The organism is Streptomyces sp. NPDC047108 (assembly GCF_040643575.1).
In the GTDB taxonomy this organism is placed as follows: Bacteria; Actinomycetota; Actinomycetes; order Streptomycetales; family Streptomycetaceae; genus Streptomyces.
In genome coordinates this window covers 528,708-552,793 of the sequence record NZ_JBEYUP010000002.1, presented here as the reverse complement: position 1 = coordinate 552,793, position 24,086 = coordinate 528,708, and the positions used below count along the sequence as shown (strand labels likewise).

Here is a 24,086-nt window from a genome sequence, read left to right as displayed (position 1 = left end):
CTACGGAGCACCGGGGGATGCACATGAACAGCGCTCCGCATCTGCTTCCCGAGGACCGCCCGGAGTTCGAGCGGATCCTCGGTGAGGCGCTGCGCACGACGAGCGAGCGGCCGGATCCGGCCGAAGTCGGCCGGCGGCTCAACACCGAGCAACTGCGCACGATGGCGCTCGCCGCCGCGGCCGCCATATCCTCCTGCGCCGCGGCCGAGTACCAGGACTACGTCGCTCTCCGCGACCAGCTCCGTGCCCCGGTCTCCGACGCCGCCCATGACGCGCAGTCCGGGACCGGCGCCGGCGGACCGGGCGGGGGCGGCCCGGTGACGCTCGCCGCCGCCATGGCCGGGCCGGCCGAGGCCACCGGCGCGGGCCTGGTCGCCATCGTCTGCGTCCTCGCGCCCGTGCTGGCCGCCATCGCAGCCGTGATCTTCCTGCTCGTCGGGTACGCGCTGCGCGCCGTCGACGCGGACGAGCCCGCCGCCGCCTCCCTGGTCAACACGGGCTGGGTGTTCGTGGCCCTGACCGCCGCGGGCATCGTCCTCGCCATGGCGGGGCTGCTGCTCACCGCCCTGCGCAACGGCTCGAGTTCGCTCCGCGCCTCGGCCCAGGAGGAACAGACGGTGGAGCTCGGCCGCGCGCGGGACGCGTGGCGGCAGGCCCTGCTGGAACGCGGCGTGCTGCCGTTCCTCCGCGAGGCACTGGCCGAACCGGCGGCTCCGTCCCGCAGGAGCGGGGACGGGACGCACGGGGACGGGACGCACGGGGACGAACCGGGCGCGCACGGCGGCGCGTCGGACGCCTACGACGCCGGGGCAGGCGCGTACGGCGGGGCGGAGGCGGAGCACCGTACGCCCCATCTGGGCTATTCGCGCCCGGCGTTCAGCACGGAGGGCGGGCCGGAGGAGACGTCCGCCCGCCCCTCGTTCGAGAGCCCCGGATACACGAGTCCGGAGTACGGCGGGCCGGAGCACGAGCCCACGTGACGGCGGCCGAGCACCCTCACGCGGCCCGGTCGGCGACCAGGCGGTCGCCTTCCGGGTGCCCGGCACGTCTGTTCGTGGCCGGATTCGTATGGCAATCTCATGGGGTCGCACCCCCACGACCGAAGAGAACGCCGCTGTGCCGTCTCTGCCTCTGACACTGACCGCCCGGCTCCTGCCGGTTGCCGTGCTCGCCACGGCAGGCTGGGCCATGGCCCGCCCTGCCGAGGAGGCGCGCTCCGACAGCCCGGCGTCCGACAAGGAACGCACCGCGGCAGCCGCTCCGACGATCGCGGGACCGCCCGCCGACGCCTGCACCGCGATTCCCGCGGCGACGGTGAAGGAACTGGTCCCCGGCGCCAAGACGGAGGGGAAGGAACTCGGCACGAGCGACCCCAAACGCCGTACGGGCTGTGCGTGGAACGCGCTGAAGGGGTTCGACTACCGCTGGCTCGACGTGACCTTCGAGATCACCGACGCCAAGTCGGCCCGCGCGGTCTACGCCGACCGGGAGCAGGCCGGCGTCACCGAGGACCTCGGCGACGAGGCCTCGACGGGCTCGAAGATCACCAAGGACGACGGCCAGGAGACGCGCGAGGTCACGATCATCGTGCGCAAGGCGAACGCACTGGTCACGGTGGTCTACAACGGCGCCGACTTCGACAACGAAAAGGCCCCGGGAGCCGGGGAGATGGAGAAGGGCGCGACCAGCGCGGCGAAGGTTGCGCTCTCCGCGCTGAAGTCCTGAGCCCTGGCGTCCTTGATCCTCGCGTCCTGGCCCCGCGGGGCCAGGGGCACCCTTCAACTCCGGTGCACGACGGGCCGGTTGATCACTCCGCGCGGGCGAGGATGGGGCCGGGCGGTCGTACGCTCCCCGCTTTCGACGCAGCGCGATCGCGGACCCGCATCGCGGCCTGTCGTGCGGCGTCCTGGACCGCGTTCCCAGTCCCGGCACACGGGGGGGCGGGACCGTCTCCGTGACCGCCCCGACACGGTGTCTCTCCGCGGCCGACTCCCGGGACATTCCCCGGCGACTCGCGACGCACCCCCTCCAGATCTACCGTGAATGAGTACCGCGGACCCGGTGGGACCTGTTGTCCTGGCCGGTCCTAGGGAACAGAGATCGATTCTCTGCTTGGAGCACCGATGAGCCCGACGAATCTCCCCGAGTGGTGGCCCCTGGTGGGGAGGGACGCGGAGCTGCGGGCGGCGATCGACGGGCTGATGCTGCCTGCCGTCTCGGGGGTCGTCCTGTACGGGCCCCCGAGCTCGGGCAAGAGCCGGCTGGGCCGGGCCCTTCTTCAGCGCATGCGCGGTCGCGGCGTACCGGTCGCCGGGGTCACCGCGACGGTCGCGTCCCAAGAGGTCCCCATGGGGGCCGTCGCGCCGCTGCTCTCCCCGGGAGCGGGCAACGGGGCCAACGCCAGGTCGTCGGCCGTAGCGACGAGTGTCCCCCTGAATCCCGCGTTGCGCCGGCGGCGGGGACGCCCGGCGGCCGTGGTGCTCGTGGACGATCTGCAGTTCCTGGACGACGCGTCGCGCAAGGTGCTCCTCTCCCTCATGCGCGTCGGTGAGCTGAAGGTCGTCGGGACGGTCAGCGGACAGGACGCGAAGGCACCGGCCGCCGCTTGGCTGCAGGACGGGGTCTGCTCGGTACGAGCGGTGCATGTGCCGCCGCTGGACGAACCCACCGTGACCGCGCTGCTCGAGCGGGTCCTCGACGGAGTCGTCGAGGAGCGGTCGAGCCGGCTCCTACACACCCTCAGCAGCGGACTGCCGCTCCACCTGGTCGAGCTGGTCTCCCAGGCGGTGGCCACCGGCGCGCTGAATCAGGACGGCGGCATCTGGCGCGTGGCGCAGGACCTCTCCCCCTCGGACCGCCTGACCGCCATGGTCACACATCGTTTCAACTCCCTCACGGAACGTGAGCGCGATGTGCTGGACGACCTCGCCCTCGCCGGTCCGGAGACGCGGCAGAACCTCGATCCGGACGTCGTGGGATCCCTGACCCGCAAGGGCCTGGTACACACACAGCGTGACGGAAACGGTGGGACGGTGGCGCTGGCGGACCCCGTGCACGGTCTGGTGATCCGGGCGACGACCTCGGCGTTCCGGGCCCGCCGGCTGCTGCTCAACCGTGCCGAACGGGCCGAGCGCGACCGCGCGAACCCGCCGCTCACCGCCGTGCTCTGGCGGTTGCAGGCCTCCGATCCCGTTCCGGTGGAGAGGCTGGAACGGTCGATCAGCCAGGCGCGGGCGGCGTCGGACTTCGCCGCCGCCCACACGCTGGCGCGTGCCCTCATCCAGCGGCGCCCCGACGGGGTCTCGCACCTTCTGGCCGGTGAGTTCGGCTTCGAGTGCGGTGAACACGTCCAGGCCGAGGAGGTGCTGCGGAAGCTCATGACGCTGGAGACGAGCGACGAGATACGGCTGCGCGGTGTCGTCCTCCGGACGCAGAACCTGGCGCTCGGGATGCTGCGCGTCGACGACGCGCTCGCCGTCAACTCCGAGGCGCGGGACGAATTCGGCACGGGCTGGCCGGTGGACGTGCTCGATGCGAACGAAGCCGCGCTCTGGGGCACCGCCGGCCATGTGGGCCACGCGCACCGCCTGATGGAATCGCTGGACAGCCGCGGCGCCAACGAACTCGCGGACATCGTCGCCGCGGCGCCCCGGGTGTACGTCGAATCGGAGAGAGGGCACCCCCCTGACCCCGAGCCGGCCGGCCTGCAGCAGCCCCCGGACAAAGACCTGCTGATCGAGGGGGAGTACGGGATACCCGAGATCGTTCTGGACAGTACGCGCGCCCGGTCCTTCGCCGAGGCGGGCGAGTTCGCGACCGCCATGACGCTGGCCCGCCGCGCCTACGAGCAGGCCGTGTCGTCCCGGGCCCACACGGCTCAGTTCTGGCCCGCCATGCACCTCGGGTGGATCTGCTATCTGCGGGGCGACCTCAGCGGGGCCCGCTTCTGGTTCGCCACGCTCGTGGCCCTCAGCCGGGAACACAGCTTTCTGCTGGGCCTGTGGTCCGGACTCCAGGGGCAGGCCCTCGTGGCGGCGGTCACGGGAGAGCTGTCCGAGGCGAAGAAGGCGCTCGAGGACGCGGAGTCCCTGCCACCGCACCGGTCCTGGCGCCCCGAGGCCCGCCTGGTGCGGGCCTGGGTGCTGGCGGCGGAGGGCAAGCTGTCCCAGGCCCGCGGCGAACTCTTCGAGGGTGCACGGGAAGCAAGGGAGTTCGGCCTCGAAGTGACGCGTACGCACTGCCTGTTCGACGCCATACGGCTGGGCGGCGTCGACCAGGCCCACGAGGAACTCGTCGCGACCCTGAAGGACTCGGACAACCCGTTCGTCCAGCTCAGGCTGCGAGCGGCCACGGCCAGGGCCCGCAACGACGCGACGTCGCTGGAGAAGTGCGCGGAGGAACTGGCCAGGACCGGTGCCTTCCTGCTCGCCGCGGAGGTCGCCAACTGGACCGCCATGATCTTCGCCGGACAGGGCGAGACCCGCAGCGCCGCGCGGATGTCCGCTCGCGTCCAGGAGTACTGCCAGGACTGCGGACCGGTCCGCACCCCGGGCCTCGCCCCGCCCCGCGTCCTGGCCCTTCTGACGACCCGGGAACTCGAGATCGCCCTGCTCGCGGCCGGCGGCCGGAAGAACGTCGAGATCGCGGAGGAACTGGGCATCTCGGTCCGCACGGCGGGCAACCACCTGCAACGGGTGTACGTGAAGTTCGGCATCAGCGACCGCCGGAACCTGCGCGCGGCCCTGGACATGGCACCGGGCGACCAGCCGTACGACGCGGCGGGCTGACGCCACCGGCCGGCAGTACCGGCGGGGGCGCCGGAGTCCCCCGGCACGCGCGCCGGGGGACTCCGAGACCCTGACGGTCTCGAGTGCGAGCTGCTAATGCTGTGACTGGGTGCGCAAGACGGCCTACTTACCTTGCGGTTTCCTGGGATCAAGCAGCAGCACGTGCACGACTGTCGTGATGATGAAGGCCCAGACGGCGACTGCGAACCATCCATTCACCTGGGGTTGCACGATGGCGAAGCCCAGGACCGTCGCGCTCAGGACGGTGTACACAGCCGTGATCCGCCACCCCACAACCCGCCGGTACGAGGCAAAAATGAAGGGGAGACAGGCAAGGACCGACATGCTGACGAGCGGGACGACGGCCCAGACATACCGGTGCCACGGCCGGCTGAACATCCGCGGCCTAGTCGTCTGCGTCAGGTACGGGCTGAGATGGTTTTGTGGCGTCCCCATGCACATCAGCATGACCGTATAGGGGGTGCTTGGTCGTGGGTTAGCAAGCATTGATGTGAATTAGCCTGGCGTTCTGTGACCGAAGGTATCCAGGCTGAGGGTGGTACGGCTTCTTGCGTTGTCGCCCGTGGCCATAGGAGCGGCGCCCATGAACTGGCGCTTCGGGGTCAGCTCAGGGCCTTGCGTACCTCGTGGAGGGTCGGCCGATCCCCCGGAGCGTGGCTGAGCATCGCGTCAATCACTTCACCCAGTTCACCAGGCGCTTTCACTGGACGACGCTTCCCGTTCGCAACAGCCTCTCTCTGCACAGCGCGTGGAGCGTCGTCCGGATATGCGACCGCTCGCCAGCCTGTGGCGGAGATGAGCAGGGTCGCACCGAGCGCGTAGATGTCGGCTTCCTGCGTGGGTTCGGCTTCTCCTGTCGTGAGCACGCTGAGGGCGATCTCCGGCGCTTCGTAGTGGACGAGGCAGCCGCGGAATGGGAAGTCGTACCCCTTGGGCACGAGTCCGCCCCGGGCAAGGGCGAGGTCGATGAGGTGTGTCCGCTCGGGTCCGATGATGAAGTGGGCGGGTTGTACGTCACCGTGGGCCCAGCCCTTGGCGTGCAGTTCGGCCAGAGCCTCCACACACCCCAACGCCACGCTGGCGTGCGGTGCGACGGACGAGCCTCGTCTACGGCAGGGCTCCCACAGTCGGTACAGGTCCGGCCCTTCGTGCCACGGCTGGAAGTTCCACCACCCGTGCTCCCACTCGCCGTACGCAGAGTCATCCAAGCCGAGGCGATGCAGCACGGCCCCCTCGCGTGCCGGTGCGAGGGCCGTCCAGGGTTGGGCGGGCCAGTCGGCAGTGGCCTCGATGGGATAACCGAGCTTCACGGCGTAGTGGCCCAGATGGCTGTCCATCTCCCAGACCATCGAACCCCGACGGTTCACCACCAAGCGCCGAGACGTGGGCATGAGTGCATCGAGCAGCACCATCGGCAGCTCAGAGGGTGACCCAGACAATTCGAGTTCTCCTTCCGGGCGAACGCGGCCGACCCCGATCGAGGCCGGCCGCGTCGCTGAGGCTGCGTACTACGCCTGACCGTACGGACGGCCGCAGTCCGAGTCGCACTGAGCGAGGTTCCTGCCGTCCACCGTCCACAGGTCATCGAAGACCATGAACCCGGCCGCCTTCATCGCCTGGGCCGAGACGGCAACCATCTCCGGGTCACGCGCACCCCCGCCGGGCTTCGGGTTGTGGTGCAGGAAGCGGCCCGCGTACTTCTCGCAGAGCTCCGCGTACTCCTTCGTGTGCAGGATCAGCGCGTGAAGCCCCAGATCCACGTCGTCGGAGGGGACCATGGGAACAGTGGCCGTTGATGCGGTGACCAGAAAGGCCACGGCCTGGTCCGCGATCCGCTCGGCACGCTCGGGCGTCTGTCCCTCGTGGAGAACCACGAAGTGGGTGAGGCTTGCGAACAGGTCCTCACCCGCCACCGCGCGGCCGGTCTTCTGGTCGTTCGCCGTTGCCGTCATACGTACATCTCCTTCTGTAGGGCTGAGCAGGCACTTACCTCCCGCCGTGGCCGTCGAGCGGGCTCATAGACGGCCACGGGAACGGGATTTGATGGCCGGCCCGGACGGGGACGGGGGAATCGTGGAACTGACGCCCGTCCGGGGCGGCCGGTCTATTGACTGCCGCCGAGGGCCATACCGAGCACCAGGCCGCACGAGCCGCTGATGCCGATGATGAACAGGACCCCGGCATACCTGCCGATGACGCGCATCACAGCCCGACCCGACTGTTGCCGTTCCTCACAGCCAGGCGCGCGCTCAGTTCTTCCCGCGCCCCGAGTGCCGTCACCTTGTCGGGCATGGCGTCCCACTCAAGGCCGCCTCGGATCGGCCGCATCTGGACACGTCCCCCCAACTCGCCCATGACGATGCCGATGTGTGGTCGTGTCCTTGGCCAGTTCCCCGATGCCTGGTCTGGTCTGCTGGTTGCTCGCCATGCACAGGAGGATCGCGAGGCAAGGACCGGTGCCAAAAGGTCCGGCTGATTACCCAACTTGGATACAGTCACGAGAAGTAGAGAACGAGCAACGATGAGTAGCCCTCATGTGTGGGAGCTTGCCCGATGCCCGAGCCATCCCGCCCGCAGGAGTTGCCTGCCGGGCTGCTTGCGAACCCCGAGATGATCAGAGCGTGTCGGCTCAGGAACTTCACGAGAGTCTTCACGCTGGTGAAGGCACATGCGGGCATCTACCCGTCGATGATCGCAAGGCGATGCGAACTGACTCCTAGTCGTGTCGGAGAAGTCATGGCCGGGCGCCGACAGTTACAGCACATGGATGTGATCGAGCGCATCGCGGATGGCTTGCGAATCCCCGGCCACATGCTCGGACTTGCCCGACGTTCTTGGGAGACGCCCGCGCCTCTGGCGAGGGAACGGAAGCCGAGCCAGGCCGTGGCCGCCGAGTCTGCGACGTCCGCCGCTGTGCCCAGCGCCGAAGTGGACACCGTCCTTGCCCTCACCGCGCGAACGAACCCCAACCCGTCGACGCTGGAAGCTCTCCGTTCCTCGATCGAGGACTATTGGCGACGGGACGACCAGCACGGTGGTGAAACCCTCAGGCCCGCCGTAGTCGGCCAGCTTCGGTACGTCGTCGGGCTGCTGAAGGAGAACCGACCGGAGCCCATCCGTCACGGCCTCTACGGGGTGGCGGCCGAGCTGGCGCGTCTTACGGGATGGACGCACTTCGACGCGCGCCAGTTCAGCCAAGCCCGCGCGTACTTCAAGGAAGCGTTGCACTTCGCCAAAGAGATTGACGACCGGGAGTTCATGGCCAACGTGCTTGCGTGTATGAGCTTGCAGGCCACCTACGAGGACAAGCCCGGAGACGCGTTGGCGTTCGTCGCTGCGGCACAGGACGAGGCACGTACCGCCGCCGGGACCACGCCGCGCGTTCTGTCGATGCTGTCCTTGCGCGAAGCGTTCGCTCATGCCTCACTCGGTAGCCAGAGCGCCACCCATGAGGCAATCGATGAGGCGCACCGGCAGTTCGAGCGAATCCAGCCGAACGACGTCGATCCGGCATGGGTGACCTATTTCGATGTGCCGAAGCTCATCGTCGACACGGGCATTGCTCACGGCCGCCTCGGGGAAGCTGCGACCGCAGAGCCTCTGATCGCCGACGCCCTGCGGAGGGAGAACAGCTCAAATCATCGCGGGCGGGCGTTCCATGCCTTCTGGCTTGCCCGCACACAGCTGAAACTCGGCAAGCTGGATCAAGCGTGCCGAACCGCGACGGAGGCGCTTGAACCCGCAATGTCAGTGGTGTCCGAGCGGGTGGCCGGGCACCTACGCGAGTTTCACGATGAACTAGCGCCGTATCGGCGAGAGCCCGTAGCTGTGGTCTTCGAGTCCCGTCTCCGGGAAGCCCTGCCCAGACAGCTCAATGGATCGCCTCGTCCATGAGCACGTACAGCAGGCCCACGAGAGATCCACTGCTGACGATTTCGCGGCGGTCGATCATGCCTCGGATATCCCCGATCGGGATCCACTCGATGCGGTCGGACTCGTTCTTCTCCGTCGGTGGGCCCTGGTACGTAGCACCGTCCGCACGGAAGACGTGGTGCTGCGAGTCCGTGATGCCGTTGGCCGGCTCAGCGTAGATCAACGGCTTCATGGGCCCTGGTTGCCAGCCCGTCTCTTCAAGCACCTCGCGAGCAGCCGCCTCGCCGGGGGTCTCGCCGGCCTCGACAAGACCCATGGGAAGTTCCCACGCCCAGGCGTCCGTGATGAAGCGATGACGCCACATCATCAGGACCTCTTGACGGTCGTTGACGACGGCGGCGACGGCCAAGTGCCGCAGCTTGACGACGTGATACTCCCACCGACGCCCGTCCGGCTGCTCAACATCGGTCAGCCACACGTTCACCCAAGGGTTCTCGTAGATCGGACGTTCCCCATGGATCTTCCACTGCATTGCGGCGGCCCCTCTCGATGTACGCCCAGCATCCCAGAGGGAGACCGCCACACAGCAGCGTTCCAACGAATTCACGTCATACTGACGAATATCGCTTCGGGGAGACGGCAGCGTCCCCCGGCACGCGCGCCGGGGGACTCCGAGACCCTGACGGTCAGTCCGCGATCGGCAGGTACACGCGATTACCCGCGGCCGCGAACTCCTCCGACTTCTGCCGCATGCCCGCCTCCGCCTCGCTCTCCATGGCGCCGCCGTGTTCGCGGCGGATGTCCTGGGAGATCTTCATCGAGCAGAATTTCGGACCGCACATCGAGCAGAAGTGCGCCGTCTTCGCCGGTTCCGCCGGGAGCGTCGCGTCGTGGAAGGCGCGGGCCGTGTCCGGGTCGAGGGCCAGGTTGAACTGGTCCTCCCAGCGGAACTCGAAGCGCGCGTCGGACAGCGCGTCGTCCCATTCCTGCGCGCCCGGGTGCCCCTTCGCCAGGTCCGCCGCGTGGGCGGCGATCTTGTACGTGATGACGCCCGTCTTCACGTCGTCCCGGTCCGGCAGCCCCAGGTGCTCCTTGGGCGTGACGTAGCAGAGCATCGCCGTGCCCCACCAGGCGATCATCGCGGCGCCGATGCCCGAGGTGATGTGGTCGTACGCGGGCGCGACATCGGTCGTCAGCGGGCCGAGTGTGTAGAAGGGGGCCTCGTCGCAGATCTCCTGCTGGAGGTCGACGTTCTCCTTGATCTTGTGCATCGGGACATGGCCCGGGCCCTCGATCATCGTCTGCACGCCGTGGGACTTGGCGATCCTGTTGAGTTCGCCCAGCGTCCTCAGCTCCGCGAACTGCGCCTCGTCGTTGGCGTCCGCGATCGAGCCGGGCCGCAGGCCGTCGCCGAGCGAGTACGTGACGTCGTACGAGGCGAGGATCTCGCAGAGCTCCTCGAAGTGCTCGTAGAGGAACGACTCCTTGTGGTGGGCCAGGCACCACGCCGCCATGATCGAGCCGCCGCGCGAGACGATGCCGGTCTTGCGGCGGGCCGTCAGCGGGACGTAGGGGAGGCGGACGCCGGCGTGGACCGTCATGTAGTCGACGCCCTGCTCGGCCTGCTCGATGACGGTGTCCTTGTAGATCTCCCAGGTCAGCTCCTCGGCCTTGCCGTCGACTTTCTCCAGCGCCTGGTAGAGGGGGACGGTGCCGATGGGGACGGGGGAGTTGCGCAGCACCCACTCGCGGGTGGTGTGGATGTTGCGGCCGGTGGAGAGGTCCATGACCGTGTCGGCGCCCCACTGGGTCGCCCAGGTCATCTTGTCCACCTCCTCCTCGATGGAGGAAGTGACCGCGGAATTACCGATGTTGGCGTTCACCTTCACCAGGAACCGCTTGCCGATGATCATCGGCTCGATCTCCGGGTGGTTGACGTTCGCCGGAAGGACGGCCCGGCCCGCCGCGATCTCCTCGCGGACCACCTCCGGCTCGACGTTCTCGCGGAGCGCCACGTACTCCATCTCCGCCGTGATCTCGCCGCGGCGCGCGTACGCGAGCTGGGTCACGGCCCGGCCGTCGCGTCCGCGCCGGGGCAGGCGCGGGCGGCCGGGGAAGACCGCGTCCAGGTTGCGCAGGCCGCCGCGCGGCGAGGTGTGCTTGATGCCGTCGTCCTCGGGGCGCACGGGACGGCCGGCGTACTCCTCCGTGTCGCCGCGGGTGATGATCCAGTTCTCCCGCAGCGGCGCGAGGCCGCGGCGGACATCGGTCTCGACCGTGGGGTCGGTGTACGGGCCTGAGGTGTCGTAGAGCGTGACGTCCTGTCCGTTGGTGAGGTGCACTCGCCGCACCGGGACCCTCAAGTCCGGGCGTGAGCCGGTCACGTAGTCCTTGTGCCAGCCGATCTCCGCGGAGTCGCCGCTGGCAGGCGTGCGTGCGTCCTGAATGGTCATGAGACCTACTCCCTACGCCGGCATTACCCGGTAACAGGTTCGGCGGTCGACGCAGCGGCTTCCGCGACGGTCCCCGGCATCGGCCGGACACCCCGTACGGAGGTCAGCGCCCTCTCAGCCCGGTGCTCCGAGCTCCCGCGTGTGCAAAAAGGCGCCACCACGGTAACGGGTGGCTCCGGGAAGGGAAAGGGGGTCTCACACGGCGGACCCGTGCGCCCGGGCCCGAGGCGGTACGGCGACGGCTTCCGGCGGGGGCCCGCGACGGCCGCCGCTACCGGAGCCGTTGCAGGTCGGGAGGCGGTACGGCGGCGCACCGGACGGCGGGGTCTCGCGCCGCACCCCGTCCTTGCGATGATGCGGCAGTGAGTTCACCGCCCGAGCCCCACGGCCACAGCCACAGCCACGGCCCCGCCGCGCCCGTCTCCCAGCACCTCCGCAAGGTCATCGCCGCGGTGCTGATCCCGTTCGCCGCCGCGGTCGTCGCGGGTCTGGTCGTGCTCTGGCCGGGCGGGGTGCCCGGGCACGAGCGGTCCGGGGTCGGCTTCGACCGGCAGACGGAGTCCGGCCGGGTGGTGAGAGTGGAGGAGGTCGACTGCAAGGACGTCAACGTCCAGCCGCAGCAGCCTCCGTCGGCCGACGGCTCGCAGCAGCAGTCCCCGGGCGGTGATGAACGCGCCGGCGGCGTCTGCAAACGGGCGACGGTCGAGGTGACCTCGGGCAAGGACTCGGGGCGGAGGTTCGAGGAGGTCGTCCAGCCCGACGCACCGCGCCAACTCACCACCGGGCAGGGCGTCGTCGTCGCCTACGCGCCCGATGCCCCGCGTGAACTGCAGTACTCGGTCACCGATGTCGACCGCGGCTTCCCCATGGCGCTGCTCGCGGGCATCTTCGCGCTCGCCGTCGTGGTGGTGGGCCGGATGCGGGGGCTGATGGCGCTGGTCGCGCTCGCCGTCAGCTTCGCCGTGCTGTCGTTCTTCATCCTCCCGGCGATCCTGCACGGTTCGAACCCGCTGGTCGTGGCCGTCGTCGGCAGCAGCGCGATCATGCTGATCGCCCTCTATTCCTGCCACGGCCTCAACGCCAGGACGTCCGTGGCCGCTCTCGGCACCCTGATCTCCCTGCTGCTGATCGGGCTGCTGGGGTCGGTCTTCATCGGCTGGGCGCAGCTCACCGGCAACACCTCGGACGAGACCGGGCTGATCCACGGCCTCTATCCGGACATCGACCTGAGCGGTCTGCTGCTGGCCGGTGTCGTCATCGGCTCGCTCGGTGTGCTGGACGACGTGACGGTCACGCAGACATCGGTGGTGTGGGAGCTGAAGCAGGCCGACGAGACGATGACGGCCCGTCAGCTCTACCGCGCGGGGCTGCGCATCGGCCGGGACCACATCGCGTCGGTGGTCAACACGCTCGTCCTGGCGTACGCGGGCGCGTCGCTGCCGCTGCTCCTGCTCTTCTCCGTGGCGCAGAGCGATGTGGGGACCGTGGCGAACAGCGAGATCGTCGCGGAGGAGATCGTACGGACCCTGGTCGGCAGCATCGGACTGGTGGCGTCCGTGCCGGTGACCACGGGCCTGGCGGCGCTGGTCGTCTCCGCGGACCGGCCGGCGCCGGGGGCGGCGGGCCGCCCCCGGGCCACCGCTAGCGGCCGCCGGAGGAGGAAGAAGTGAACTTCCGCACCACGTAGATGAGTCCGGCGACGAGGGCGACGAACACCAGCAGCTTGAAGAGCAGCGCGATGACGACGCCGACCACCTTGAGGATGATGCCGCCGAAGACGAGGAGCGCGAGCAAGGGCACCGCGACCCACTTCACCCACCACGGCAGACCCGCGTAGATCTCCTTGACCGCCACGTCCGTCCCTGCTTCCGCTTCTTCGCTCCCGGTCCTTCCGGGAGGGTCGTTGCTGCCTTCGATGCTAGGCGGGCGGGACGTCGTACGGACGGCCGCGGGCCCCCGTCCTTCCCTGAGCGGTCCCCTAGGGACACGGAGTCGGGCGCTCAGCTCTCAGGGGGAGGGCCGGCTCCTCCACGGGTTGAGGGGATCAGCTCTCCGGGGGCGAGAAGACGACCAGGACCCGCAGGTCCTCGCTGATGTGGTGGAAGCGGTGGGCGACGCCGGCGGGGACGTAGACCACGCTGCCCCGTGCGACCTGGGTGGTCTCCATGCCGACGGTGATCGAGGCACGGCCGCTGACGACGAAGTAGACCTCGTCCTGGCGGTGGGGCTGCTGGGTGTCGGTGGATCCGGTGTCGAGCGCGTAGAGCCCGACCGACATGTTCCTTTCGCGAAGAAACTGAAGGTATGCACCGTCGTTGGCGGCGCGCTCCGCCTCGAGCTCGTCCAGCCGGAACGCCTTCATCCCTGTCCCACCCCTAAGCATCGCCGATCGGGTCTGTCACGATCTCACCATGAAGCAATTCCTCGTCAAGACGATCGCGAACGCAGCGGCCCTGGCCGTGGCCATCTGGCTGCTCAAGGACATCACGCTCACGGGCGACAACACGGCCCGCGAGGTCCTCACGCTGATACTCGTGGCCCTGCTCTTCGGGCTCGTGAACTTCTTCGTCAAGCCGGTCGTCAAGCTCCTGGCGCTCCCGCTCTACATCTTCACCCTCGGCCTGATCTCGCTCGTGATCAACGCCCTGATGCTGCTGCTCACCTCCTGGCTGGCGGGTGAGTTCGATCTCTCCTTCCATGTGGACGGCTTCTGGACGGCGGTGCTCGGCGGCTTGATCGTCGCGATCGTCTCCTGGGCGATGCACATGGTCCTGCCCGACGACGACTGATCCCGGTGACGGATGATGGGTGCATGACCCCGTCCGTCCGTCCCCCGTACCGCGTGTGCTTCGTGTGCACCGGCAACATCTGCCGCTCGCCCATGGCCGCGGCCGTCTTCCGTGCCCGCGTCGAGGAGGCCGGACTCGACGCGGTGATCGAGGTGGACAGCGCCGGTACGGGAGGCTGGTTCGAGGGCGAGGAGGCGGACGGCAGGACCGTCGACGTCCTGCTCCGCTCCGGCTACGCCTGCGGGCACACGGCCCGGCAGTTCCGCGAGGAGTGGTTCGCCGAGCGTGATCTGGTCGTCGCGCTGGACGGCGGACACCTCCGGGAGCTGCGGGCCCTGGCCCCCACCCCCGAGGACGCGGCCAAGGTCCGGCTGCTGCTGTCCTACGCCGACGACACCGGCGACGGTCTCGACGTCCCCGACCCCTACTACGGCGACCGCGAGGGCTTCGAGCACTGTCTCGCCCTCATCGAGCCCGCCACTGAGGCGCTGCTCGACGCGGTCCGCCGGGCGCTCGCCGACCACCAGGAGGCAGCCACATGACCGGTGACGGAACCCGGGCCGTACGCGCCGGACTTCCCGAGCCCGTGCGTCACGAACCGGCGCTCCCCGGGCCGGTGTTCGCCGCCCACTACCACCTGCCCGGCGAGCCCGTCGGCCCGTACACCTACGGCCGCGACGACAACCCGACGTGGACCCTGCTGGAGCGGGCGATCGCCGAGCTGGAGGCCCCCGGCGCCGACGACGTGCAGACCGTGGCGTTCGCCTCCGGCATGGCCGCGATCTCCGCCGTCCTGTTCTCCCAGGTCCGGTCCGGCGACGCCGTCGTGCTCCCGGACGACGGCTACCAGGCCCTGCCGCTGGTGCGCGAGCGCCTGGAGTCGTACGGGGTCGAGGTACGCACCGCCCCGACCGCGGGCGACGCCCAGATCGAGCATGTGGCGGGCGCGAAACTGCTGTGGCTCGAGACGCCGTCCAATCCCGGCCTGGACGTCCTTGACATCCGACGGCTCGTGGACGCCGCGCGGGCGGCAGGCGCGCTCGTCGCCGTCGACAACACCCTGGCCACGCCGCTCGGCCAGCGCCCCCTCGAGCTGGGCGCGGACTTCTCGGTGGCCAGCGGCACCAAGGCGCTGACCGGCCACGGCGACGTGCTCCTCGGTCATGTCTCCTGCCGCGATCCCCAACGCGCCGCCGCCGTACGGCTGTGGCGCAAGACCGCGGGTGCCGTCCCCGGCCCGATGGAGGCCTGGCTCGCCCACCGTTCGCTGGCCACGCTCCATCTACGGGTCGACCGGCAGGCGGCGAACGCCCTGGCTCTCGCCGAGGCGCTGCGCGACCGCCCGGAGGTCACCGGCCTGCGTCACCCCGGGCTGCCCTCCGATCCCGCGCATGCGCTCGCGGCACGGCAGATGCGCGCCGGCAGGTTCGGCTGCGTGGTCTCCTTCACACTGCCGGACCGGGCGCACGCGGAGCGATTTCTGGCCGCGCTGCGCGTGGCCGACGACGCGACGAGCTTCGGCGGCGTACGGTCCACGGCCGAGCGGCGCGGACGGTGGGGCGGGGACGCGGTACCGGAAGGCTTCATCCGCTTCTCGGTGGGCGTCGAGGACGCGGAGGACCTGGTCACGGACGTGCTGGGCGCGCTGGACGAGGCGGCGGGCGCGTAGCGGGGCGGGCGCACGGAATGCGGACGGTTCTCCCGTTTCGGGCGGCTCGAGCCTCCCCCCTCGTGGCTCGAACCGCCCCGGTTCAACGCGCAACGAACCGTTGATTCAAGGCTAGTTGACTCTGCGTCAGTGTCCAATCACAGTAGCGACACATGCCTATCGACAAATTTATAGTTGGCAGCGGCCCGAGCGCTGTCGATCATGAGGGGTGGGCATGGACCTGGCCCTGCTCCGTACCTTCGTCGCCGTGCACCGCGCCGGGTCGTTCACCCGCGCCGCCGCACTCCTCGGACTCTCGCAGCCCGCCGTCACCAGCCAGATACGGTCGCTGGAACGGCAGTTGGGGCGCCCGCTCTTCCTCCGGCAGGCGCGCGGCGTCACGCCCACCACCACCGGCGACGAGCTGGCGCACAAGGTCGCCCCCCACCTCGACGCCCTGCTGGAGATCACCGAGGCGGGTCTCGACGAGGGCTCCGCGGAGCGCACCCTGCATCTCGCGGGCCCGCCGGAGTTCACCGCGCTGCGCGCCCTCCCGGCACTGACCCCGCTCATCGGCCAGGGCCTGGCTCTGCGCACCGCGTTCGGCAGCGCCGAGGACACCCTCGACGGACTCGCGGCCGGCCACCACGACCTCGTGATCACCACGGCCCGGCCGCGGGGCGGGCTGCTCACGGCGGCACCGCTGTGCGACGAGGAGCACGTCCTCGTCGCCTCGCCCCGGTGGGCCGCGCGGATCGGCGCGACGGGCGGGGTCCCGGTGCACGGAGCGCAGGCGCTCGACCAGTTACCTGTGGTGGAGGTCCACGACAGCATGCCCCTGGTCTCCCGCTACTGGGCCGCGGTCTTCGACGCCAAGCCGGCCGCCCCCGCGACGGTGATCGCGCCCGACCTCCGGGCCGTCCTCGGCTGCGCCGTCTCCGGGGCGGGACTCGCCGTCCTCCCCCGCTATCTGTGCGAGGACGCGCTCGACACCGGGGAGATCGTCGCCCTCCTGGATCCGCCGGTGCCGCCGCTGCGCACGTACTTCCTCGCCGTACGGGCCGGGACGCTCGCGCTGCCCCACCTGGCCCGGGCGCACGAGTGGCTGCTGCGGTCGGCCGCGGACTGGTGACGAGGCATGACTCGGAGCCGGCGCGACGCGCTCTGTTCCGGCTCCGGGCACGACTTTGGCCCGGGGCGGTTTCGGGGGGCCGGAGCTGGGCCACATCTTCTCCATGACCGTTCGCCCCGTGGTCAAGCGCACCGCTCGCGCCATCCTGCTCGACGGCGACCAGATGATTCTGATCAAGCGGACCAAGCCCGGCTACGCGCCGTACTGGATCACCCCGGGCGGTGGTGTCGAGCCCGGGGACGCGACCGTCGTGGACGCGCTGCACCGCGAGGTCGACGAGGAACTGGGCGCGAAAGTCACCGATGTCGTCCCGGTCTTCGTCGACACCGTCGAGCACATCAGCGACGGCGGGGTCACGGGCGTGAAGGTGCAGCACTTCTTCCTCTGCCGCCTGGAGTCGATGGACACCTCGCGACGGCACGGCCCGGAAGTGGACGAACCCTGCGGGCAGTACGAGATCGTGCGCATCCCGTTCACCCGCGTCGGGATCGCCTCGGTGGAGGTCGTCCCGCTGTCGCTGCGGCACTACCTCGACGGCAACATCGAGGGCGTACGCGCCCTGCACGCGCCCGACCTGGGCTGAGGCGCGGCCGGCCCCGGCGTCAGCGCCAGTGGGCGGGGCGGTCGAGCCCCGCGGGCAGGCGGGTCCCGGCGTCTCCCCTGGCCGCGTCGACCTGCGGCTGGGTGAGGAAGACGCTCCCGGTCAGATCGGCGCCGCGCAGATCGGCGTCCCTGAGGTCCGCCCCGATGAGATCCGCTCCCCGCAGATCGGCGTTGCGGAGCCGGGCCGCGATGAGGAGGGCGCCGCGGAGGTCCGCTCCCCGCAGGTCGGCCCCGTCGAGGCGGGCCCCGACGAGGTCCGCACGGTGACCGCGGCTGCTGCGGTGGGCTCGGGGGTGGGGGGCGGCGGTGGCTCTCACCAGCTCACCGGCCCGCCTCAGCAGGGGGACCACCTCCTGGCGGACGGCCGCGACGTCCAGCTCGGCCAGCGCCTCGGGGCTGCCGTGAGTCAGACGTTCCGTCGCGTCGAGCGCGCGGCGCAGTTCGGCCCGGAGGGGGCGGGCCTGCGGCAGGGCAAGCGCCTCGGTGAGGTACCGGAGCAGTTCGTGGAGCTGCCTCATCACCGGGAACACGGCGAACATCGGCCCCGCCGTACCGGGCGCGCGCCGCCAGTCCTTCCCGCCGAACGTGATCTGCGAGACCTTCTGCCCCGCGCCGAAGCAGTCGAAGACCGTGCAGCCGGAGAAGCCCCGCTCCCGCAGGTCGGCGTGGATACCGCAGCGGAAGTCCGAGCCCAGATGCGTACACGGCTCACCCGCGGCCTTGTCGGCAGCGAAGTCCGCGGAGCGCGCGAAGGGGAGCGCCACGCAGCACAGCCCGAAGCAGTTCGCGCAGTCCGCGCGCAGATCGGGGCGGCCGCCGGCGGCTGCGCCGTCCTCGCCGCCTCCGTGCGGGGAAGCAGCCTGGTGCTCAGGGGCCAACGCGCGTGATCTCCTGCCGCGAGAGGGGATGTCGCGTACGACATGGCGGAACGCACCCATTGTCCCCGACGGCGACGGATCCCGGGGCGGGCCGGGTCCCTAGACGAACCAGCCGGTGAACGGCGACTGCTCGGGCTCGACGGCCCCACGCTTCCGTGCGTCGGCGAGCACCTGCTCGGCGGCCGCACGGAAGGCATGCGGCGGCGGCCCCTCGCGCTCGTACGGCTCCCGCTCCTTCGCCTCGGCGGCGGCACCGAAGAAGTCCCCGCCCTTCCGCTTGGCGTCGTCCGTGCCCCAGGCGCGGCGACCGCGGTCCTGCTGCGGGACCTTCTGCAGGTGCGGGATGTGCTTGGCGCAGTGGATGTACGCCTCTTCGACCGTCACCTCGACCCAGAGCTGCGCCCGGCGGCCGGGGACCGGGTCCACCGGCAGGTCCGGGTACGAGGTGCGCATGTCGGCGTCGGGCACGATGCGGGCGCGGCCGTTGACGTGGAGGCCGATCCGGTCCCGGAGGAAGTCGATCATGAGCATCCCCACGTGCGGGTTCTCCTCGATGTTCCCGAGGCTGGCCAGCACGCCGTTGCCCCGGTACTCGGGGTAGACGAGCGTCTTCTCGTCCAGCACCTGGAGAAAGCCGGGCGGACCGGCCCGGAACGTGGAGTCGCACTCGCCGTGCCGGTCGGCCGTGGCGAGGAAGAACATCTCCTGGCGCCCGGCGAAGTCCCGCATCCGCTCGTTGAGCCGGTCGAGCACCTGCTCGTCGTAGAAGCGGTCCGCCCGTTCGGTGGTCTCCATGCGCTCCTGGAGCGCGTGTTCGCCGTCGCTGCCCGGTCGTACGGCGGCACGCACCGTGACCGGAGTGGTACCGCCACTGACGGGTTCCGCCCCCACGTGAATCCTCCTCAGGCGCCCTGACCGGGCGCGGACGCGACCAGCTCTTCGATGGAGTCGTGACGGATCCGGTGGGGCGGAATGCCGATCCCGACCAAGGTGTCGACGCCGTTGCTGACCATGCCGGGCGGGCCGGACAGGTAGGCGTCACAGGTGTCCCAGGGGCCGAACTGGCGCACCGCATCCGGGAGGGGGCCCGTCAGGGCTCCGGCCGGAGCGGGGCCGTCGGCGACGACGGTGCGGACGTTGAGCCACGGGTGCGTCTGCTGCAGCCGCAGCATCGTGTCGATGTCGTAGAGGTCGCGGTCGCTGCGCGCGCCGTAGAACACGTCGACCGCCCGCTTGCGGCCGTGCTCGGCCACGTCCTCGACGAGCGCCTTGATGGGCGCGATCCCGGTGCCACCGCCCAGACACAGCAGGCCGTTGTCGCTGCTGTGGTCCACGGCCATCGATCCGCCGGGCGGGCCGAGGCGGATGACATCGCCCGGACGGGCGCGGTGAACCAGGGCGTTGGACACCCAGCCGGCGGGAACCGCCTTGATGTGGAAGGAAAGCAGGCCGTCCGGGCGGGGCGCGGAGGAGAAGGAGTAGTGGCGCCAGACGCGTGGCCACCACGGGGTCTCGAGCGTCGCGTACTGCCCGGCGCGGAACGGGTACGGCTGGTTCGGGCGCACCGTGATGACCGCGATGTCGGAGGTGCGCAGGTCGTGCGAGACGACCTCCGCCTCCCACCAGGCAGGAGCCGTGCGTTCGTTCACCGCCGCGGCGTCGATCATGATCTGCGAGATCGCGGTGTACGCCCGCACCCAGGCGGCCTCGGTCTCCGCGTCCCAGGTCGAGGTGGCGTAGCGGCCGAGCGCGAGAAGCAGGCACTCGCCGACGGCCGGGTAGTGCTCGGGCTGCGTGCCGTACTTGCGGTGGCCGCGGCCGAGTCCTGCGAGGTACTCGCTGAGGGTCCCGGCGTCGTCGACGTGTTTGGCGGCGGTGAGCAGCGCCTTGAAGAGCCGGTCGCGCTGGGTGTCCATGGCGGCGGGGAAGAGCTCGCGCACCTCGGGGTGGCGGACGAAGAGCATCGCGTAGAAGTACGAGGTGACCTTGTCCGCGACGGGCTCGATCTCGGCCATGGTGCGGCGGATGAGGACCGCGTCGGGCGAGGGCGGTGGCTCGGAGTCCGCGCCGGCGGTGCTCCCGGTGCTCGCAGCACTGGGGGTGGCGGCGTTCCCGGCGGCGGAGTTCCCCGTGGCGTCGGCGTTCGGCGCCGCGGTGCCGGGCGCGCCGTTCGGGCCGGGCGCGCCGTTCGGGCCGGGCGCGGCGTTCGGGCCGGGCGCGGCGTTCGGGCCGGGCGCGGCGGGCGGCGGGACGGGGGTTCCAGCGGCAGGTGTCCCGGCGTACGGCTGCCCGGCGGGCGGTGTGCTCCGCCGGTCGCTGCCGGGCCCGGGGGCCGGTGCGGACTGCGGGCCGGGGGCCTGCGGAGGAGCCTGCGGGCCGGGCGCCTGCGCGGGCGCCTCGGGATCCGACGTCTGGCCGAAGAAGGAGAAGCCGCCGGAACCGGTGTCCGCCTGAGACGAATCGTTCCGCCTGGAATCGCCCGTTCCGCCGGGTGCGGGCCCGGCGCCGTTCTGCCCGGGGACGGCCCCGGGTCTCGGCCCGTGGAGCGAGGAGGCGGGGGCGGCCTGCGCCGGTCGCGATCCCTCGTGCGGCGGCGCATGCGGTACGGCGTACGGCGGAGGGGTGGCGAAGTACGAACTGTGGGGCGGCTCTCCGGGAGCCGGGCCGCCGTTCTGCGACGGGGCGGGGTTCTGCGCGGGGGCGGGGTTCTGCGCGGGAGCCCGACGGGGGGCGGGGCCGTTCTGCCCGGGCGCTCCGTCGTGGGCTCGCTGGTGCTCGTCCGTCCGCTGCCGCTCCTGGTGCGCCGTCTGCGCGGCATGCGCGTCGGGCTCCGGGCGGCGGTCCGTGCCGGGTGTGCCCACCGGCCGTATCGGACTCACCGGACGGCTGGGTATCCGGTCTTCCCCCTGCTCCTGGTCCCCGCCCTCGGGAGCACTCTGCTTCCGGCTCGGAGTCGGGGTGAACCAGCCCCAGTTCCCACTGTCACCGCCGGAGCCATTGTTGTCGGCCGGCGTCGTGGTCGGAGCATCCATGGATCTGCCTCGCCTCGAACGTTTCTCGGTCGTCATTCAGTCGGTCTTGGCCGTTCATTGCACTTCCGAACACGGAATGTGCTGGTAATTCACCGTTCTCTCTGGATCGTTGGATCAAAGTTCTTGATCACCTGCACCAACCTCAGCAAGACCACGCGAAGCGGACAGAGGCCCTGTTGGGCGACATTGGCCGCGACTTCCCTCCCGTGCAGCGTGCCACTCCCGCCCCCTCCACCGGACAAATAGCCGGAAGTGCGGGCAACAGTCGCTCCGTTACCGTAGGCTGTCATGTCCCCACGACGTGGTGTTGCGCGGCCGTCACGGTCGAACCGGACTCGACCATACCGGGCCCGGTTGAATCCACAAGCCCCGATCTCGCTCACCTACGAAACCGGTTACGCATCCCGTGATCTCGCCCACATTGCACTGAATTCTCTTGTCACCTGACGAGTCGTGAATTACCCGCGGTTACGCAACAGATGATACGCGTCCCGCAGATCCCGCCCGGTGTACGCATACGAAGCCAGCCCGCTGACGTGGTGGTCCGCGTTCACGGCGACCGACACCGGCAGCGCGGCGAACAGCTCCGCGTCCGACATCGAGTCGCCGTAGGCCACGCAGTCCCCGCGGCCCACTCCGAACCGGTCGCACAGTGCGTCGGCGATCGTCACCTTCGCCCCGGCGGACAGGATTCCCGCGGGATCGACCGGCTCGCGGAACGGCACCGCGGGGAAGCGCGATCCGTGGGTGGCGTGGGCGCCCCAGTCCTTGAGCCGGTCGACGAAGAAGCCGGGCGACAACGAGATCACCGCGCAGTAGTCCCCGCCGGCGCGGATGTCCGCCCACACCTCCCGGATGCCGGACAGCCACGGCGCGCCCTCGAAGGCCGCCGCCACATGCGCCTCGGTGAGATCCGCCCACAACTCGCGCACGCGCAGGGCGAATTCCGGCGGCTCGATGCGCCGGGTCGCGAAGTCGCGCTCGAGCGCCGCGATCTCCTCGGCCAGACCGAGCTGACGGGAGATCTCGACGGGAGCGGCCGAGCCGTACAGCAACGTGCCGTCGAGGTCGAAGAGGTGGAGTCGGGACATGCGCGCGAGCCTAGGCGAGCGACCGCGCGGAGGACGAGAGCGGTCGGGCGGGCCCGGCAGCACCCGCCCGGTGGACGGGTGTGTACGGTCCGGCGGGTGCCTGCGGTCCGGCGGCTGCGGCCAGTGGCCGGTGGCCGGGCGATGGGTGCGGATCGGGCGAAGGGTGCGGATCGGGCGGTCGGTGCGGTCGGGCGGGCCAGGCAGGCCGGGGCGTCCTACCGTCGGAGGCCCCGCGGATACTCCCGCCGTGCGACGACCGCCGGCGCCGCGCCCGCGACCGTGGGAGTCATGAAGCAGCTCTCCCGCCCGGCCCGCCGGGCCCTCCTCGTCGTCCACGTCAGCGTGTCCGTCGGCTGGCTCGGCCTGACCACCGGCCTGCTCGCCCTCGGCGTCACGGCAGCGGTGAGCGGTTCGGCGGCGGCCGCCGAGGCCTCGTACCGCTCCATGCAGGTCTTCGGCGACTGGCTGATCCTGCCGATCGCCCTGGCGTCCCTGGTCAGCGGGCTCGTGCTGTCGCTGGGCACCCGGTGGGGCCTGGCCCGGCACCGCTGGGTCGTCACCAAGTTCTGGCTCACGCTCGCCGCGACGGCCGCCACCGCCTTCTCGCTCCGCCCGGCGATCGACGACGCGGCGCGCGCCGTGGCGTCGGCGGAGCCCGTCGGGGCCGCGGCGACCGATCTGGTGGTCGCCCCGTCCGTCGCCACGGCGCTGTACGTGTTCGTCACCGCGATCTCGGTGCTCAAGCCCTGGGGGCTGACCCGGCGCGGACGGCGCGCACACGACACCGGCCGTTCCCCCGGCGTTGGGATATCCGGTCGACGGACGCAGCCCGCGTCGGACAGCCTGGCGCCATGACGCTGCTGACGACCGCACCGATCCGCCGTCTGTCCCGCGCCGACCTCCCCCGCTGCCTCGACCTCGCGGCCGACCGCGGCCTTCCGGGCGACGACCGCGTCTGCGCCCGCGTCTGGCGGCTTCTGCTCTCCGCCGGTGAGGGCTTCGGCGTCGACGACCCGGACGGTGACGGTCTGATCGGCTCGTTCGTCCTCACCCGGTACGGCCCCGGACTGGCGTGCCTGAGCACGGTGCTGGTGGCGGAGCGGCATGCGCGGCGCGGCCTCGGCCGCCGGCTGGTGGCCCGTGCGCTGGAAGAGGCCGGCCGCACACCGGTGTTCCTCTTCGCGGACGAGGGCGACCGCGAGCTGTACGAGCGCTCGGGATTCCGTACGGTCGGTCGCGCCACGGCGTACACCGGGCACTTCCGGCCTGAGCCCGAGCCCGAGTCCGACCTCGACGTCGAGCACGGCGCCGCGGGGAGCCGGGCGACGACCCGGCGCGCGACCGCTGCGGACCTTCCGGCGGTCCTCGCACTCGACACCGCGGTCTCGAGCGCGGACCGCACCCATCTGATCACGCGGATCCCCGCGTTCGCGGACCAGCTGCGCGTCGCCGAGGGGCCGGGTGGCCCGACCGGCTTCGCAGCGGCCTGGCGCACCGGGGGCACCACCGTGATCGGACCGGTCGTCGCCCAGGACGACCGGTCCGCACGGCAGTTGATCGCCGATCTCGCGGTCCGTACGGAGGGCGAGCTCCGGCTGGATCCGGACGACCGTCACCATGCACTCGGGAGTTGGCTCACCGCCCGCGGCCTCGCGCCGCGCATCTCCACCGCCGTGATGATCCACGGCGCCGCGGACCTGCCCGGGGATCACCACCGGCGCTTCGCACCGATGGGCGTGACGCTGGGCTGACGTCCCGTCCCGGTCGTCCCTCCCGGGG

At 70.8% G+C, this 24,086-nt stretch carries 22 protein-coding genes, 2 pseudogenes and 1 riboswitch; of the genes and pseudogenes, 13 read left to right on the top strand and 11 right to left on the bottom strand.

What is annotated here, in order from left to right; translation table 11 throughout:
• Nucleotides 1-23 precede the first annotated feature (23 nt).
• From ABZ822_RS07570 to ABZ822_RS07560, 3 genes are all read left to right on the top strand, one after another.
• The gene (locus tag ABZ822_RS07570) at nt 24-980 is read left to right on the top strand and encodes a hypothetical protein (protein WP_360848318.1); all 957 of its coding nucleotides are present in this window, start codon (nt 24-26) and stop codon (nt 978-980) included.
• A gap of 136 nt (nt 981-1,116) precedes the next feature.
• Nucleotides 1,117-1,725, top strand: a complete 609-nt coding sequence (locus tag ABZ822_RS07565; RefSeq protein ID WP_360848315.1) for a hypothetical protein — start codon at nt 1,117-1,119, stop codon at nt 1,723-1,725.
• A 398-nt stretch (nt 1,726-2,123) separates the two neighbouring features.
• On the top strand, nt 2,124-4,787 hold the full coding sequence (locus tag ABZ822_RS07560) for a LuxR C-terminal-related transcriptional regulator (RefSeq protein WP_360848313.1): 2,664 nt from the start codon (nt 2,124-2,126) through the stop codon (nt 4,785-4,787).
• Between the two features lie 623 nt (nt 4,788-5,410).
• On the opposite strand, the gene ABZ822_RS07555 is transcribed toward ABZ822_RS07560, so the two are convergent.
• The 3 genes and pseudogenes from ABZ822_RS07555 to ABZ822_RS07545 form a co-directional block, all read right to left on the bottom strand.
• Entirely contained in the window at nt 5,411-6,247 is an 837-nt protein-coding gene (locus ABZ822_RS07555; protein ID WP_360848310.1) for a protein kinase, read from the bottom strand.
• 69 nt (nt 6,248-6,316) lie between these two features.
• Entirely contained in the window at nt 6,317-6,760 is a 444-nt protein-coding gene (locus ABZ822_RS07550) for a hypothetical protein (RefSeq protein ID WP_360848308.1), read from the bottom strand.
• 250 nt (nt 6,761-7,010) lie between these two features.
• A pseudogene (locus ABZ822_RS07545) lies at nt 7,011-7,236 on the bottom strand (hypothetical protein).
• Between the two features lie 125 nt (nt 7,237-7,361).
• Here ABZ822_RS07545 and ABZ822_RS07540 point away from each other — a divergent pair.
• Nucleotides 7,362-8,702 carry a hypothetical protein gene (locus ABZ822_RS07540; protein WP_360848306.1) on the top strand — a complete coding sequence of 447 codons (1,341 nt, stop codon included), beginning with the start codon at nt 7,362-7,364 and terminating at the stop codon, nt 8,700-8,702.
• On the opposite strand, the gene ABZ822_RS07535 is transcribed toward ABZ822_RS07540, so the two are convergent.
• Entirely contained in the window at nt 8,680-9,213 is a 534-nt protein-coding gene (locus ABZ822_RS07535; protein WP_360848303.1) for an NUDIX hydrolase, read from the bottom strand. The two genes, ABZ822_RS07540 and ABZ822_RS07535, sit on opposite strands and share 23 nt — an antisense overlap.
• A gap of 154 nt (nt 9,214-9,367) precedes the next feature.
• Nucleotides 9,368-11,134 carry a phosphomethylpyrimidine synthase ThiC gene (gene thiC / locus ABZ822_RS07530; RefSeq protein WP_360848300.1) on the bottom strand — a complete coding sequence of 589 codons (1,767 nt, stop codon included), beginning with the start codon at nt 11,132-11,134 and terminating at the stop codon, nt 9,368-9,370.
• Nucleotides 11,127-11,283: riboswitch (TPP riboswitch) on the bottom strand. It overlaps the preceding gene by 8 nt.
• Nucleotides 11,284-11,496: 213 nt before the next feature.
• Here thiC and ABZ822_RS07525 point away from each other — a divergent pair.
• Nucleotides 11,497-12,804: a YibE/F family protein gene (locus ABZ822_RS07525; RefSeq protein WP_360848297.1), complete on the top strand. Its 1,308-nt coding sequence runs from the start codon at nt 11,497-11,499 to the stop codon at nt 12,802-12,804.
• Here ABZ822_RS07525 and ABZ822_RS07520 read toward each other — a convergent pair.
• Together ABZ822_RS07520 and ABZ822_RS07515 are read right to left on the bottom strand one after the other, a co-directional pair.
• Nucleotides 12,776-12,988, bottom strand: a complete 213-nt coding sequence (locus ABZ822_RS07520; protein WP_360848294.1) for a DUF5326 family protein — start codon at nt 12,986-12,988, stop codon at nt 12,776-12,778. The genes ABZ822_RS07525 and ABZ822_RS07520 overlap by 29 nt on opposite strands.
• Nucleotides 12,989-13,178: 190 nt before the next feature.
• On the bottom strand, nt 13,179-13,496 hold the full coding sequence (locus tag ABZ822_RS07515; protein ID WP_360848291.1) for a cupin domain-containing protein: 318 nt from the start codon (nt 13,494-13,496) through the stop codon (nt 13,179-13,181).
• A gap of 49 nt (nt 13,497-13,545) precedes the next feature.
• On the opposite strand from ABZ822_RS07515, the gene ABZ822_RS07510 reads away from it, so the two are divergent.
• The 5 genes from ABZ822_RS07510 (at nt 13,546) to ABZ822_RS07490 (ending at nt 17,286) form a co-directional block, all read left to right on the top strand.
• Nucleotides 13,546-13,923 (top strand): phage holin family protein, encoded by a 378-nt coding sequence (locus ABZ822_RS07510; RefSeq protein ID WP_360848288.1) that lies wholly within the window; start codon nt 13,546-13,548, stop codon nt 13,921-13,923.
• Between the two features lie 23 nt (nt 13,924-13,946).
• Complete coding sequence (locus tag ABZ822_RS07505; RefSeq protein ID WP_360848285.1) at nt 13,947-14,465, top strand: low molecular weight protein-tyrosine-phosphatase; 519 nt, start codon at nt 13,947-13,949, stop codon at nt 14,463-14,465.
• On the top strand, nt 14,462-15,592 hold the full coding sequence (locus ABZ822_RS07500; protein WP_360848282.1) for a cystathionine gamma-lyase: 1,131 nt from the start codon (nt 14,462-14,464) through the stop codon (nt 15,590-15,592). Before ABZ822_RS07505 ends, ABZ822_RS07500 begins: the two co-directional genes overlap by 4 nt.
• A 214-nt stretch (nt 15,593-15,806) precedes the next feature.
• Complete coding sequence (locus ABZ822_RS07495) at nt 15,807-16,703, top strand: LysR family transcriptional regulator (protein ID WP_360848279.1); 897 nt, start codon at nt 15,807-15,809, stop codon at nt 16,701-16,703.
• Nucleotides 16,704-16,806: 103 nt separating this feature from the next.
• Nucleotides 16,807-17,286, top strand: coding sequence for an NUDIX hydrolase (locus ABZ822_RS07490; protein ID WP_360848276.1), 480 nt, complete (start codon nt 16,807-16,809; stop codon nt 17,284-17,286).
• 19 nt (nt 17,287-17,305) lie between these two features.
• On the opposite strand, the gene ABZ822_RS07485 is transcribed toward ABZ822_RS07490, so the two are convergent.
• The 3 genes and pseudogenes from ABZ822_RS07485 to ABZ822_RS07475 form a co-directional block, all read right to left on the bottom strand.
• Nucleotides 17,306-18,184, bottom strand: a complete 879-nt coding sequence (locus tag ABZ822_RS07485; protein ID WP_360848273.1) for a pentapeptide repeat-containing protein — start codon at nt 18,182-18,184, stop codon at nt 17,306-17,308.
• A 99-nt stretch (nt 18,185-18,283) separates the two neighbouring features.
• Nucleotides 18,284-18,979, bottom strand: coding sequence for a pyridoxamine 5'-phosphate oxidase family protein (locus ABZ822_RS07480; protein WP_360848860.1), 696 nt, complete (start codon nt 18,977-18,979; stop codon nt 18,284-18,286).
• A 107-nt stretch (nt 18,980-19,086) separates the two neighbouring features.
• Nucleotides 19,087-20,229, bottom strand: a pseudogene (locus ABZ822_RS07475) (globin domain-containing protein); the annotation flags it as partial.
• Here ABZ822_RS07475 and ABZ822_RS07470 point away from each other — a divergent pair.
• Nucleotides 20,210-20,638: a hypothetical protein gene (locus tag ABZ822_RS07470; RefSeq protein ID WP_360848890.1), complete on the top strand. Its 429-nt coding sequence runs from the start codon at nt 20,210-20,212 to the stop codon at nt 20,636-20,638. The pseudogene ABZ822_RS07475 and the gene ABZ822_RS07470 overlap by 20 nt on opposite strands.
• Before the next feature lie 1,036 nt (nt 20,639-21,674).
• Here the strand turns inward: ABZ822_RS07470 and ABZ822_RS07465 are convergent.
• Nucleotides 21,675-22,307: a haloacid dehalogenase-like hydrolase gene (locus ABZ822_RS07465; protein WP_360848270.1), complete on the bottom strand. Its 633-nt coding sequence runs from the start codon at nt 22,305-22,307 to the stop codon at nt 21,675-21,677.
• Nucleotides 22,308-22,595: 288 nt separating this feature from the next.
• On the opposite strand from ABZ822_RS07465, the gene ABZ822_RS07460 reads away from it, so the two are divergent.
• Entirely contained in the window at nt 22,596-23,162 is a 567-nt protein-coding gene (locus tag ABZ822_RS07460; RefSeq protein ID WP_360848267.1) for a DUF2269 domain-containing protein, read from the top strand.
• Entirely contained in the window at nt 23,159-24,058 is a 900-nt protein-coding gene (locus tag ABZ822_RS07455) for a GNAT family N-acetyltransferase (RefSeq protein WP_360848264.1), read from the top strand. Before ABZ822_RS07460 ends, ABZ822_RS07455 begins: the two co-directional genes overlap by 4 nt.
• The last annotated feature ends 28 nt before the right edge of the window (nt 24,059-24,086 follow it).